Here is a 13,728-nt window from a genome sequence, read left to right on the forward strand (position 1 = left end):
GGAAAACTTGACTTGTCATCCTGTTTCGAAGGCTTGGGATTAGAATTAACAAAGCCCTCTATAAATAATTTTTTGGATTAGAGGTAAAAATATATGTCAGGCTCTTGCAAAAGAGTACAATAAAAGTCTTATTAATAGTCATTAAAAGAACAGGTAGGTACAGCTCTACAATCAGAGAAGTGTGCCTTTTTTCATAAGCTTTCTTTTGAGTAAATAAACCAAGTAAAGAATAACTTCTAAAAAGTGCCGGTTATTTAATTCCGGACATGATGCGCAGATGACTGATATAATTATAAAAGGATTTGAAGTAAAAGATATACGATTTCCTACCAGCCAACATCTGGATGGGTCCGATGCCATGAATCCCGATCCGGACTACTCCGCGGCCTACCTGGTCCTCAAAACAAACACAGCCCTTGAGGGACATGGGCTGACCTTTACGATTGGTCGCGGCAATGATATCTGTGTGGAGGCTGTTCAGCAGCTAGCAGCACAGGTGGTAGATCGACCTTTCAGTGAGATACGAAATCAGTTTGGTAATTTTTGGCATTCCGTAGCTCGTGACAGCCAATTGCGATGGCTTGGACCTGAAAAAGGCGTTATCCATCTGGCTATGGGCGCCTTGGTTAATGCCCTCTGGGACCTATATGCCAAAATTGAGGAAAAGCCGCTCTGGAAATTACTCGCTGATATGTCGCCGGAGGAGTTAGTGGATTGTATCGACTTTAGCTATATCACCGATCTTCTGAGTCGTGAGGAAGCATTGGAAATCCTAAAAAAGCAAGTCGGCTCTAAAGAAGGTCGTATCCAGGATTTAGCTGAAAACGGATACCCTGCTTATACCACCTCGGCCGGTTGGTTAGGCTATTCGGATGATAAGATTCGGCACCTCTGCCGCGAAGCCCTGGAAGAGGGGTGGGATTGCATGAAGATGAAAGTGGGCAGTAACCTCCAGGATGACCTTCGGCGGGCTGCTATCATCCGGGAAGAAATTGGCTGGGATCTTAAGCTGATGATGGATGCCAACCAAAAATGGGAGGTAGATGAGGCAATCGAAAATATGAAGGCTTTAGCAGAATTTGATCCTTGGTGGATTGAAGAGCCGACCAACCCCGATGATATTTTGGGGCATGCAAAGATAGCAAAGGCCATCAGGCCCATTAAAGTAGCTACCGGCGAGCATGCACACAATCGGGTAATGTTCAAACAGATGATTGAGGCCGGGGCCTTGGATATTTGTCAAATCGATAGCTGTAGAGTCGGCGGAGTAAATGAGAACTTGGCGATTATGTTAATGGCTGCCAAGTTTGATATCCCGGTCTGTCCCCATGCCGGCGGTGTTGGATTATGTGAATATGTTCAACATCTTTCGGCAGTCGATTATATCGCCATCAGTGGAAGCAAAGAAAACCGGATGATTGAATATGTAGATCATCTGCATGAGCATTTTAAGGATCCGGTGCAGATTGAGGCGGGGCATTACAAACTGCCTGCAAAGCCGGGATACAGTATTGAAATGAAAACTCAAAGCCTGCAGGATTATAGTTACCCTGAAGGAATTAAATGGAGAAATATTGAATAGACTGGGGTCTTTGCAGTTAGGATGTTTTACTGATAACTAACTATGGCTATTTCAAGCGTCCACGCTTGAAATAGATAAATAACGGGTGGTAAGCGTGGACGCTTACCACAGCAAGAGTTATCCCAGTTCAACTGGGATGACCAAAAGCCCTTTTTTAACCGTTAAAGAAGTTAATCTAAGAAATAAATAAAGAAGAGTTATGAATATACGTTTTGATGGTCAGACGGTAATTGTAACCGGCGGTGGAAGTGGAATTGGTAAATCTATTGTTGAACAATTTGCTGAATCCGGCGCCCATGTCTGTATTTTGGATTTTGACAGGGAAGCCGGAAAGAAGGTTGCTGAAAACATTAAATCAGAAGGACTGTCCGGCAGTTTTCACTTTTGTGATGTGAGCGATCAACAGCAGGTGAAAGAAGTGTTTACGGAGATTACAAGCAGAGGCAGAGACATTGATATCCTGGTTAACAATGCAGGCATCGCTCATGTCGGGAATGTACAAGATACAAGCGAAGAGGATTTCGATCGTATTTACGACGTAAACGTCAAAGGGGTGTATAACTGTATGCATGCCGCCATAGGCTACATGCTCGACCAAGGGGCCGGGGTGATTCTAAACCTGGCGTCTGTTGCTTCATCCGTGGGCATCGAAGACCGGTTTGCCTATTCCATGAGTAAGGGGGCGGTATTGACCATGACGCGTTCCGTGGCCAAAGATTATGTGAATGATAATATCCGCTGTAACTGTATCTCTCCTGCCCGTGTTCATACCCCTTTTGTAGATGGTTTTTTAAAAGACAACTATCCCGGTCGCGAAGATGAAATGTTTGAAGAACTCTCAAAGACCCAACCCATAGGTCGTATGGGGCAGCCCGATGAAGTTGCTGCGTTGGTGCTTTATCTATGTTCTGACCAGGCTGGATTTATAACCGGTACCGACTACCCTATTGATGGTGGATTTATCAGGTTGAATACCTGATAGTAAGTAATTAATTAGTGAATATATCTATCCCTCATCTATCCAATATCTAACAAAAATAATCGCTTAACAATATCTCGTATTTGATGAGAAGTATCATTCTACAAGAACCAGGGGATTTTCAACAAGTCGAAAAAAATGTTGACAACAACTTAGAGCCAAATGAAGCTTTGTTGAGGGTGCATCGCGTGGGGATTTGTGGAACTGATCTGCATGCCTACGCCGGAGAACAGCCCTTTTTTAGCTATCCCCGAATTTTAGGCCATGAACTGGGCGTAGAAGTGGTGGAAACAGGGTCGGAGGTAGAAAACGTTTCGGTTGGAGACCAATGTTCGGTTGAGCCTTATCGGTACAACCCCGCTGATCAGGCGGTTCGTCAGGGTAAGCCCAATTGTGCAGAAAACATGTCGGTGCTTGGGGTCCATGAAGACGGCGGGATGCGAGAATATTTTAAGTTCCCGGCCAAATTTTTGTACCCTTCTGACCAATTAACATACGATCAACTGGCTTTGATTGAGCCTTTAGGGATCGGCTGCCATGCGGTAAATCGAGCAGCCGTCAATTCAGAAGACAATGTGCTTGTGATAGGAGCAGGCCCGATTGGTCTTGGAGCTATTCAGTTTGCCTTAGCAGCGGGAGCCGATGTGGCCGTTATGGAGATTGATCCTGGCCGGCTGGCCTTTTGTCAGCAGCAGTTTGCCTTGGCCGGTGGGGTTGATCCTACTGATAAGGATGCCAAAGAACAGCTGAAGGATCTTTTTGACGGAAGTTTACCTTCCGTAGTACTGGACGCCACGGGCAACAAGCAGTCGATGGAGCATGCGTTTGATTTGATAGCTCATGGTGGGCGCCTTGTATATATCGGACTTTTCCAGGGAAATGTAACTTTTCATGACCCCAGTTTTCATAAGAAAGAGCTGACCCTGATGGCAAGTCGAAATGCCCTGGCTGCCGATTTTAAACAGATTATCCGCTCAATAGAAGAAGGTACAATTAGCACCGATCCCTGGATTACACATCGGGCGTCTATGGATACGATGATTGATGAATTTGACCAGTGGGTGAATCCAAAGTCAAAGGTTATTAAAGCCATACTTGAAATCACGTAGTCAACAAAAGGATAAATCATTTGGTGTCTCGACTATATGGAATCATTATTGTAAGCGATTTTTGGATTTTAAGGGGAAGGGGAACTTCATTTAAATACGATTAACAAGTATAAATTTTATGTCTGAATCAAAGCAGTTTTCTTCATCAATAAGCTCTGGGCTAAAGGCCCCGATTGTGCCGTTTATCCTGATTACCAGCCTGTTCTTTATGTGGGGATTGGCGAACAATCTCACAGATACACTATTGGCGGCATTTAAACGCATCATGAGTATGTCCGACTTTCAAACCTCGTGGATCCAGATTGCGTTTTATGGGGCCTATTTTTGTCTGGCACTTCCTGCTGCGGTTTTTATCAAAAAGTTTACTTATAAGTCAGGTGTTCTCCTGGGACTGGGTTTATATGTAGTCGGCGCGCTTTTATTTTATCCTTCCAGTATCGCTATGCAGTATGGACTTTTCCTTGGATCTTTATACATCCTGGCCGGAGGATTAGCTATTCTGGAAACTGCCTGTAACCCCTACATCATCGCCATGGGGGATGAGAAGACGGGCACACAGCGCTTAAACCTGGCGCAGTCGTTCAATCCTATTGGATCTATATCCGGAGTGGTGATTAGTAAGTTCTACATCCTATCCCAGCTGGATGTCAGCGGAGCGCAAGAGCGGGCCGCCATGTCGGCCGAGCAGCTACAGAGTATCCAACAGGCCGAGCTGGGCGCCGTTATGGGTCCTTATGTAACATTGGGTTTTGTGCTGCTGGGAATCTGGCTGCTCATTGCTTTTACAAAGATGCCCAAGGCATCCACAACAAGTACCAGTATTGACTTGTGGCCTACCATAAAACGGTTGGTCCGAAAGAAGAGCTATGTACTGGGAGTAGTGGCCCAGTTTTTCTATGTAGGTGCCCAGATTTGCGTATGGTCGTTTACTATCCGCTATGTGATGGATGAGTTAGGCCTGGCAGAAGCGGGGGCATCGAATTATTATATTGCAGCCCTTATTGTCTTTACACTATTTCGGTTTGTCAATACCTACCTGATGAAATATATCAAACCCAGTAACTTGTTGATGGGATCTGCTATGCTCGGCGTATTGAGCACACTGGTCGTTATCCTGGGCAGTGGATATGTGGGAGTCATAGCCTTGGTGGCTATCTCAGCATTTATGTCGCTGATGTTTCCCACTATTTTTGGGCTGGCTTCACAGGGACTTGGAGAAGATACCAAGATTGGTAGCTCGGGGCTGATTATGGCCATCGGCGGCGGGGCAGCCCTCCCGGCTGTACAGGGCATGATATCGGATGCGACCGGGAGCATCCATCTCTCGTATTTTGTACCTCTGGTCTGTTTTGTGATAATCGCCTTCTATGGTATGCTTAGTAAAAAATATCAGCTGGCAGAATCCTAATAACGGTGTTAGGTCAAACTAAATATTGGATAGTCAAATAGACCGAAGGATAAACTGATGGAAAAAGAATACCAGGGTAATTACAAACGATACTGTAAAACGCTTACGCTAAAAGATGATGCTGAGTTAATCCGGGAGTACAAAAAAATCCACAAGGCTGAAAATATGTGGACAGAGATAACTCAGGGGATGAAAGAAGTAGGCATCCTGGATATGCAAATCTATATTTATGAAAATGTACTCTTTATGATCATGGATACGGTCCCTGACTTCGATCATGATGTGGCTATGCAAAAGCTGTCACAAAAGCCGCGCCAGGCCGAATGGGAAGCTTACGTCTCAAAATTTCAACAGGCCGACGAAGACTCATTTGCCGACCAGAAATGGAAGCCCATGGAACGGATCTTTAAATTGGCGGAAGAATAAAGGTTGTTCTTTGAAAAAAGGCGCGGTTTAGATTGATGGGGATTGGTTTTTATAAAAAAATTAATATTGCCTACTTTAATTATCTGTAGTAGGTTTATATATTAATTAAATTAACATTTCAGGGGTATATTATTATGGAATGAAAGGCTTTCTTTTCCGGTATGTCTTTTCCATATTGTATTAACTTTCTAATATGGAAGGTAGAAGCTCAGGGCTCAAGTATTGTTATCTCTGGGATTTCTACAAGATATTGATGTTAATTAGGACTAACATTTACGTATGAGCCATTAGCTACTAATTTTTGACATATGGGGATATGATGATGGATAAACAACGGCATCCATCGAAAAAAATGCTTGATTCTGATCAGCAAGATGAGGAAGGCAAATGGATAAGAGAAATACGCACTGGGAATAAGAGATCGTTTAAAAAACTTTTTGAAACCTATTATTCGCCATTATTACAGTTCGCTTATCGATATGTGAACTCCCGGTCTGTAGCTGAGGGCGTCGTTCAGGATGTTTTTCTTTGGATTTGGGAAAATAAGCAAGGATGGGAGGTCCGGGGAAAGCTTAAAACGTACTTATTCAGGGCTGTAAAGCATCAGGCTATCGACTATTTAAGGCATGAACGGACAAGAGAGAAATACCAGCAGCAATTTTCCGAAATACGTACTCAATCTATATCTCCAGAAATCCCTCTTGACGATGAGGAAAGAGACTTTGTTCAAGCTGTTCAGGAGTTAATAGAAGAGCTGCCCCAGCGTCCCCGTATGGTTTATAAGCTAAGTCGCCTCGAGGGACTAACTTATAAAGAAATTGCCGAAGTGTTGGATGTATCCCCCAAAACGGTTGAAAGTCATATCAGCCGGGCGCTTGATTACTTGCGCAAACACCTTACTCCTTATCTATCCATACTTTGTTTATTGTTTTTTTGAAGAGATTTTTGGGACGCATTTCCCGGTTAAAACAGTATAGCTATATATTAAACAGTTGTAGATAGTTTTCTGGCATTTTAAGAGTACTGGGAAAATAGCCTCTCACCACTCATCAAATAGTTATTCTGTATCTTTTTACTGCCTTCAGCCTTCCCAAAAAAATCGGGAAGATAATTTTTTTGAAAAAATATTCAGGGTATTGCATTTGGCGTACGCCATTAGAGTAGAAATAGCCGTAAAATGATCAGTCAATGAACAAAGAAGTCAATTTGGATTTAATACATCGCTATCTGTCCGGTGAGTGTACCGATGGTGAGAAGGAGATGGTCCGGGCATGGATGGAATTAAATCCATCAAATCGTGAAACCGTGACAAAATTACGGAAAATATGGAAAGTCTCCCCACGGAAGGATGTAGATTCTGATGTGGAGTTGGCTTGGTTACGATTGGAGCAAAAGATGGAGCAGCCATCGGCTGATGTTGAAGGTGTTCCGCTCCCCAAACAGAAGTATGCTCAGAAATCCACCAATTACCGAAAATATGCATTGCTAAGTGTAGCGGCCATCATCGTAGTGGCGCTATTGACTTCCTTTTTCTTCCTCAAAGGGAATGAAGCGGCCTCTTCTCCTGCGGACATAGCCATGCGAGAGGTAGTAACGAAGCGAGCCCACCAGGCGCAGTTAACATTTAGCGATGGCTCTAAAGTGGTTTTGAGTGCAGCCAGTAAAATTCGGTTTCCTGAAAAATTTAGTTCGTTACAGCGTAAAGTTTATCTGGAGGGGGAAGCCTACTTTGAGGTGGCTCACAGATCTAATGTTTCTTTTATAGTTCAAACACGTGATGCCCGTGTAAAAGTAATGGGTACAAAATTTAACGTTAAGGCGCGATCAGAAGAAGAACAGGTGGAGGTGGCCGTAGCACAGGGCAAAGTAGCAGTGCAATCTAACAGCGTGGCTAAACAGACGGATGAAAAAGAGGTGGTATTGACGAAGAATCAGATGAGTACTGTTAAGGTTGGTCAGCCTCCATCCATTCCGAGAGTTGTTAATATAGATAATCATTTAACCTGGCTTAGCGGTAGTTTCGTTTTTGACCAGGAACCGTTTTCAAATGTGTTGAGAGAATGGGAGCGTCGGTTTGATGTAAACTTTGTTGTTGAGGATAAAGAGCTTCTGCCAGTGACATTTACCGGGGAGTTTCGGCACGAGTCGCTCGAAGAAATGCTGCGTTTAGCCTCGCAGTCGCTTGAATTCAGTTATCGTCGTAATAGCCAAACCATAACGATTACCCAGAACGAATAGAATATGATACAACATATGGAAGCAATATAGCGTGTTTTTTGTGGCACATTTCGCACTTGGTGTGAATGTTTTATTCAAGGGGAGTTAAATTGAAATACCAAACAAAGGATAGGGAAATGAACATAACGAATAACAAAATTTGGATCTGTTTTTTTGCATTGCTGGCTTCTTTTTTAATGCTGGCCATTGTAGCAGAAGGACAGAAGGTACGTAAAGGGGCTAATAGCTTGGATAACAGCAAAGCTATTTCATCTGTAGCATCATTGTCAACACCTGTTGATGCCGTCCCTACATTTTCATTTAGCTTTAAGGAAGTGCCTCTTAAGGATGCACTGCAAGAGGTTGCCGAAAAAGGGCGAATGAAACTGCTTTTTAATCACAGTTTGGTTCTGACGGATGATAACAAATTGACGATGGAACTCAGGAATGTCAATTTGAGAGAGGCATTTGAACAAACTCTATCCCAAAGTAATCTCGATTTTATTGTCTCAGGCAATGGATATATCATCATTGTGCCCAAGCTTGTGACACAAACTATTAACGTCCAACAGGAAGATATTTCGGGCACGGTTAGTGATGCCCAGTCCGGAGATCCACTGCCGGGTGTTAATGTATTGTTGAAAGGAACCACAACGGGGACTTCGACAGAAAGCGATGGTAACTTTGAACTTACGGTTCCCTCCTTGCAGGATACCCTGATATTTTCATTTATCGGTTACCAAACGCAGGAAGTTCCCCTTAATGGTCGGTCTACGCTGGAGATAAATTTACAGCCTCAGGCTATTGCCGGTGATGAAGTGGTCGTTACAGCCTTTGGTCTTGAACGCGAAACCCAATCGTTGACCTACAGCACACAAAGCGTTGAGAATGAACAGCTTACGGAAGCTCGTGAACTTAATGTGGTAAATTCTTTATCCGGAGAAGTAGCGGGTCTGCAAATTAATCAGGCTGGTACTGGGGTAGGCGGATCTTCCCGGGTTGTACTGCGCGGTAATCGATCCATTACGGGCAGCAGTCAGCCTTTATACGTTGTGGATGGGGTCCCCATTCGTGGAGAGGTTAGTGATCTCAATCCCGATAATATTCAAAGCATGAATGTTTTAAAGGGGCCGAACGCAGCTGCGCTGTATGGAAGTGCGGCTCAGAATGGCGCTATCGTTATCACTACGAAAAAAGGACAGCAGGGGGAGGTTGACTTTAGCCTGAGCAGCAATTTCATGTTTAGAGATCCCATTCTACTCACGGACTATCAAAATCAGTATGGACAGGGAAATGGAGGCGTGTATTCTGCTAGTTCTGAATTTAACTACGGCCCTGAAATGAATGGGCAAATGGTTGAGCACTGGTCGCCGAATCCCGAAAATGACAGCCAGGAATATGAATTTCTTCCACAGCCCAACAATGTGAGCGATGCTTTTCAGACGGGATACAACTCATCGACCAACCTGTCAGCCAGTATGGGAAGTGAAAATGTCCAGGCCCTCTTTTCTTACACGTTTACCGATGCGGAAGGAGTGGTACCGAATAATGCCCTCGAGCGGCACAATATCAGCGCCCGGGTCAACAGTCAATTGACGGATAAGCTTTCGCTGGATAGTAAACTTTCGTACATGCGGCAGGTCATCGATAACGAGCTACCAACGGGCGAAAACTTTGCCAATCCTATTCGCCATATCTACCGGATGCCACGAAATGTTCGCACCGCTGATGCCAAAGTGTTTGAGTATACCAATGTAAGCGGGGCTAATCGTCAACATTTTTGGAATCCCGGTTCGAACGGCGGAGCTAATCCGTATTGGACCATGAACCGTAACCTCAATGAAAATACCCGTAACCGGGTGATCGCCCTTGCTTCGTTGACGTATGATTTTACCGACTACCTACGTCTTATGGTTCGGGCTTCTTATGATGGTGAAAATGGGGAGTATAACATAAAGCGATACAACGATACCTATATTATTGCCGATAATGGATATTATGAGATAGGTCAAAGTTCGGGTCTGGAATGGAATGGTGACTTTTTGTTGTCCTACGATCAGGATTTAACCCAGGATTGGTCGTTGGAAGCTAATGTGGGCGGGAATATTAAGCAGCAGCGCAATTCAGCCATTAATTCAAATACCAATAACGCGCTGACGATCCCCAACTTTTTTACGATATCCAACACCCAGAATGTGGTATCCAATGAGAGTGTGGGCTCGCCGGTGGATGTTTATTCCTTGTATGCTTTCGGGCAAATAGCCTGGCAAGATGCTATATTTTTGGATGTCACGGGACGAAATGACTGGAGTTCCACACTCCCCGCCGATAATCGTTCATACTTTTATCCATCCGTAGGATTATCGACGGATCTGACAGAGCTGATTCCGGAACTTCCCGAACTTTTCAGCTATGCCCAGCTCAGAGGGTCATGGGCAAAAGTAGGAAATAGTGCACCTCCGTTTATGACACAACGGACGGCAAGTTTGTCAGCGGGCGGTAATAACGGCTTTTTACAGTTAAGTACGACGCTTCCCAATGAACGGCTAAAGCCAGAGGAAACAGAATCTTTTGAGGTGGGACTTGATCTGCGATTCCTGGACGACCGGCTGGGCTTGGATGTTACCTACTACAACACCCACACCCGGGATCAGTTATTTCAGGTGGCCGTACCGGTAGGTTCCGGAGCCAGTTCTTTCTTTACCAATGGCGGCGATGTTTCCAACAAGGGATACGAAGTATTGCTGTCTGCAACACCGGTACAGACCCCAGACTTCAATTGGGATCTGAAGATGAACTTTTCAGCCAACGAGAACATGGTGGAAGAGATTTCCGAAGATCAGCCCCGGTTAACCATCACAACCGATTTCCTCCGTGCTTTTCGTATTGAAGAAGGCGAGCCTTATGGGCAGGTTTACTCCCGGGGTTTTGAGAGAGTAACCAAAGAAGACTCTGAGCATTTTGGGAAAGTTATTGTGGGCTCAGATGGTATTCCGGAGATCACGAGCGGACTTACGGTGCCGGTCGCTAACTTTACCCCCGACTGGCGGGGAGGCATCCGGAGCACGTTTTCGTACAAAAATCTTAGCCTCAGTTTCCTGATTGATCATCGCCAGGGAGGAAGTGTCGTTTCATTGACCAATGCTATCCTCTATTACAATGGACTAACGACCCAAACCCTTCAGGGGCGTGACGGCGGTCTTGTATTTGGAGACAACATCTTCGGTGGTGAACCAGCTGTCGTCCAGACCGGGGGAACAGAAGACGATCCTGTCTATAGTGAGAATACAACCTCTATTAATGCAGAGCAGCTATGGACCTCGATTGGCGGACGAAACACGCCGGTAGGCGAGGCTTTTGTAGAGGATGCCACCAATACACGGCTTCGGGAATTGAAGATTGGTTATAGCCTGCCTCAGTCTATGATAGGGCGGCTGCCTATTTCGGGTCTTAAAATTTCACTGGTGGGCCGAAACTTGCTGTTCCTACACCGGGCGTCTAATAATATTGACCCGGATCTTATGACGGGAACCAATGCTGCAGCTGAAGGATTCGAATCATTTACACCTCCTTCAAGTCGAACATTCGGTGCTAATATTAATATCGATTTTTAGTCAACAAATTAACGCTAACTGTTTAAGGAGGTTTCTATTATGAATAATGCTAAATACAACTTGTCTGGAGTGCTAAGTGTATGCCTCTTGGCTTTGATTACCATTGTAGGATGTACCGATTTTGAGGAACTAAATACTCCTGATAATGAGCTGATTGCCGACAACCTGGAGTCTTCTCAGCTGGGGCAGGCTTTTGCACAATCCCAGTTCGTGGGGATGTATGGAAACCCAGGTGCGGCCCCTGGTGCTTTTCAGCTAAGTCAATCGCTGTATTCCGATATCTATGCCCAATATTTTGCAACAACAGCCACCACCTTCGATTCGGATCAATATGTTGAGATCGGTCGATGGACCAATGGCGCATGGAATTATTTCTACGGAAGTGCGGCACCACAGCTCGAGTTCGTGGAAGATTTTACGACGGAGCAGGGCATGGAGGTAGAAAATGCGGTGGCCAGGGTATGGCGGGTTCAACTGTACCATCGGATGACCGACTACTTTGGCCCTATCATTTATTCTGAGTTTGGCAACGGTGAGACCAGTGTAGCCTACGACTCCCAAGAAGAAGTCTACAACAACTTCTTTGCCGTTCTGGATTCCGCTGTTACGGTTTTGGAAGCCAATACCGGCCAGAATGCTTTTGGTAACAATGACCAGGTTTTCGAAGGAAGCGTGGATCAATGGCTTACTTTTGCAAACTCTTTGCGTTTGCGACTGGCCATGCGCGTTCGGTATGTGTCACCTGATTTGGCCCAGACTGAAGCGGAAAAAGCAGTGGCGGCCGGCGTGATGCAAAGCAATGCCGACAATGCTACACTCTTAACCACGCCTAACTCCCGAAATCCGTATACGACCATTACAGACTGGGGCGAATTTAGGATGAGTTCGGCTATGGAAAGTACACTGGAAGGGTACGAGGATCCCCGGATGGGAAAATACTTTAGTCAGGCTGTGGATGGAGATGCCGATGGAGATGGAAGTCCTTACGAAGGGATGAGAAATGGGTTGCCGGTATCTCAAAAAGATCAGTCGGCACTCAATGCGGCCTATTCCGATATGGGCGTAGACTGGCTCAATGACAGCCGGGGAGGAACCAATCCACGAATTCGTATTATGAGTTCGGCAGAGGCCTATTTTCTTCGGGCCGAAGGCGCTCTGTTGGGATGGGCGATGAATGGTTCGGCTCAAGAGCTCTATGAGCAGGGCATTCGCATGTCGTTAATGGAGCGTACCGATGCGTCTTCTTCGGCAATCGATGCCTATGTGGCCGGTAACGATACCCCTATTTCGCCCGATGATGTGTGGGATACGCCTGCCATGACAGATATACCCGTTGCTTTCGATACGGGGGGAAGTATGGAGCGCAAGCTGGAACAAATTATTACCCAGAAATGGTTGGCTCTCTATCCCAATAGTAAGGAGGCTTGGGCGGAGTTCCGAAGAACGGGCTATCCCAAGCTGTATCCCCGCATTAACTCCCTGAATCCCGATATACCGGTTACCGGTGATTTCCAACGGCTTACGTTTGTTGAAGATGAATATGCCGATAATAGGGAGGCAGTCATGAATGCCATCGAATTACTGGGAGGTGAGGATGAGAATACAATCAAGCTCTGGTGGGATGCTAAACCAGAGAACTAAAACCTGGTTGTTGGTTGAATAGCTTCATAATAAATTCAGTGTCATCCTCTCTGCGAATGAACTGAGAGGATGACCAATACAGGTAGTATAGGTTAATTATGTTGTTTTTTTAAGCCTTCTATACGTTACAGAGAAAATAAAGATGATTGGGATTATAATAGCCTTAGAGGGAAAGGCAACGATATGAAAAACAATGCAGCGTTATACTTGTTATTACTGCTATTGCTGATGTCCTGCACGTCAAATCAGCAAAAAATTAATGATCAGGCTGATGAAACTATAAGTCCAGAAGAAAGGCTTGAAGAGCTTGGGATCCAGCTGATCGAACCGGCATCCCCCACCGCCAATTATGTGATGAGCGTACAGCATGAAGATTTGGTGTTTCTGGCGGGACATGGTCCCGATAAACCGGGTGGCGGCAAGGTGATTGGGAAGCTGGGAAAAGACCTGACACTTGAGCAAGGGCAGGAAGCCGCCCGGTTGACAGGTGTTTCTCTGTTGTCATCCTTAAAAAAAGAGATTGGAGATCTTATTAAAGTTAAGCGAATTGTAAAAGTAAGCGGGATGGTCAATGCAACCCCTGATTTTACTGATCATTCACAAGTAATTAATGGCTTTTCGGATTTAATGGTAGAGGTATTTGGAGAAAGAGGGAAACATGCTCGTGTGGCTGTAGGGATGAGCTCCTTACCCGGTAATATCCCCGTAGAAATTGATATGATTGTACAGGTAGAAGATTAATAGTGAGGCCG

The 13,728-nt window shown here is 45.1% G+C and carries 10 protein-coding genes; all 10 read left to right on the forward strand.

All coding sequences use genetic code 11. The features are described from left to right. Positions 1 to 277 precede the first annotated feature (277 nt). The 10 genes from J6I44_RS13645 to J6I44_RS13690 all read left to right on the forward strand — a co-directional run bounded on the left by J6I44_RS13645 (position 278) and on the right by J6I44_RS13690 (position 13,717). A complete protein-coding gene (locus J6I44_RS13645; RefSeq protein WP_265766703.1) occupies positions 278 to 1,582 on the forward strand; it encodes an L-fuconate dehydratase in 1,305 nt (434 codons plus the stop codon). A 199-nt stretch (positions 1,583 to 1,781) separates the two neighbouring features. Further along, positions 1,782 to 2,561: an SDR family NAD(P)-dependent oxidoreductase gene (locus tag J6I44_RS13650; protein WP_265766704.1), complete on the forward strand. Its 780-nt coding sequence runs from the start codon at positions 1,782 to 1,784 to the stop codon at positions 2,559 to 2,561. Between the two features lie 86 nt (positions 2,562 to 2,647). Beyond that, positions 2,648 to 3,670 carry a zinc-binding alcohol dehydrogenase family protein gene (locus J6I44_RS13655; RefSeq protein WP_265766705.1) on the forward strand — a complete coding sequence of 341 codons (1,023 nt, stop codon included), beginning with the start codon at positions 2,648 to 2,650 and terminating at the stop codon, positions 3,668 to 3,670. A 118-nt stretch (positions 3,671 to 3,788) separates the two neighbouring features. Further along, positions 3,789 to 5,078: an L-fucose:H+ symporter permease gene (gene fucP, locus J6I44_RS13660; protein WP_265766706.1), complete on the forward strand. Its 1,290-nt coding sequence runs from the start codon at positions 3,789 to 3,791 to the stop codon at positions 5,076 to 5,078. 57 nt (positions 5,079 to 5,135) lie between these two features. After that, positions 5,136 to 5,504 carry an L-rhamnose mutarotase gene (locus tag J6I44_RS13665; RefSeq protein WP_265766707.1) on the forward strand — a complete coding sequence of 123 codons (369 nt, stop codon included), beginning with the start codon at positions 5,136 to 5,138 and terminating at the stop codon, positions 5,502 to 5,504. A 352-nt stretch (positions 5,505 to 5,856) separates the two neighbouring features. After that, positions 5,857 to 6,441 carry an RNA polymerase sigma-70 factor gene (locus tag J6I44_RS13670; RefSeq protein ID WP_265766708.1) on the forward strand — a complete coding sequence of 195 codons (585 nt, stop codon included), beginning with the start codon at positions 5,857 to 5,859 and terminating at the stop codon, positions 6,439 to 6,441. A 251-nt stretch (positions 6,442 to 6,692) separates the two neighbouring features. Further along, a complete protein-coding gene (locus tag J6I44_RS13675; protein WP_265766709.1) occupies positions 6,693 to 7,742 on the forward strand; it encodes a FecR domain-containing protein in 1,050 nt (349 codons plus the stop codon). A gap of 116 nt (positions 7,743 to 7,858) precedes the next feature. Next, positions 7,859 to 11,335, forward strand: coding sequence for a SusC/RagA family TonB-linked outer membrane protein (locus J6I44_RS13680; RefSeq protein ID WP_265766710.1), 3,477 nt, complete (start codon positions 7,859 to 7,861; stop codon positions 11,333 to 11,335). 39 nt (positions 11,336 to 11,374) lie between these two features. Continuing rightward, entirely contained in the window at positions 11,375 to 12,976 is a 1,602-nt protein-coding gene (locus J6I44_RS13685; RefSeq protein WP_265766711.1) for a SusD/RagB family nutrient-binding outer membrane lipoprotein, read from the forward strand. A 183-nt stretch (positions 12,977 to 13,159) separates the two neighbouring features. Beyond that, on the forward strand, positions 13,160 to 13,717 hold the full coding sequence (locus J6I44_RS13690) for a RidA family protein (protein WP_265766712.1): 558 nt from the start codon (positions 13,160 to 13,162) through the stop codon (positions 13,715 to 13,717). The last annotated feature ends 11 nt before the right edge of the window (positions 13,718 to 13,728 follow it).

Origin of the sequence: Fodinibius salsisoli (assembly GCF_026229185.1) — a bacterium.
GTDB lineage: Bacteria > Bacteroidota > Rhodothermia > Balneolales > Balneolaceae > Fodinibius > Fodinibius salsisoli.

Bases quoted from the DNA above. Each gene is read 5' to 3' on its own strand.
- J6I44_RS13645 (WP_265766703.1), top strand. From the start codon at position 278: ATGACTGATATAATTATAAAAGGATTTGAAGTAAAAGATATACGATTT.
- J6I44_RS13650 (WP_265766704.1), top strand. From the start codon at position 1,782: ATGAATATACGTTTTGATGGTCAGACGGTAATTGTAACCGGCGGTGGA.
- J6I44_RS13655 (WP_265766705.1), top strand. From the start codon at position 2,648: ATGAGAAGTATCATTCTACAAGAACCAGGGGATTTTCAACAAGTCGAA.
- fucP (WP_265766706.1), top strand. From the start codon at position 3,789: ATGTCTGAATCAAAGCAGTTTTCTTCATCAATAAGCTCTGGGCTAAAG.
- J6I44_RS13665 (WP_265766707.1), top strand. From the start codon at position 5,136: ATGGAAAAAGAATACCAGGGTAATTACAAACGATACTGTAAAACGCTT.
- J6I44_RS13670 (WP_265766708.1), top strand. From the start codon at position 5,857: ATGCTTGATTCTGATCAGCAAGATGAGGAAGGCAAATGGATAAGAGAA.
- J6I44_RS13675 (WP_265766709.1), top strand. From the start codon at position 6,693: ATGAACAAAGAAGTCAATTTGGATTTAATACATCGCTATCTGTCCGGT.
- J6I44_RS13680 (WP_265766710.1), top strand. From the start codon at position 7,859: ATGAACATAACGAATAACAAAATTTGGATCTGTTTTTTTGCATTGCTG.
- J6I44_RS13685 (WP_265766711.1), top strand. From the start codon at position 11,375: ATGAATAATGCTAAATACAACTTGTCTGGAGTGCTAAGTGTATGCCTC.
- J6I44_RS13690 (WP_265766712.1), top strand. From the start codon at position 13,160: ATGAAAAACAATGCAGCGTTATACTTGTTATTACTGCTATTGCTGATG.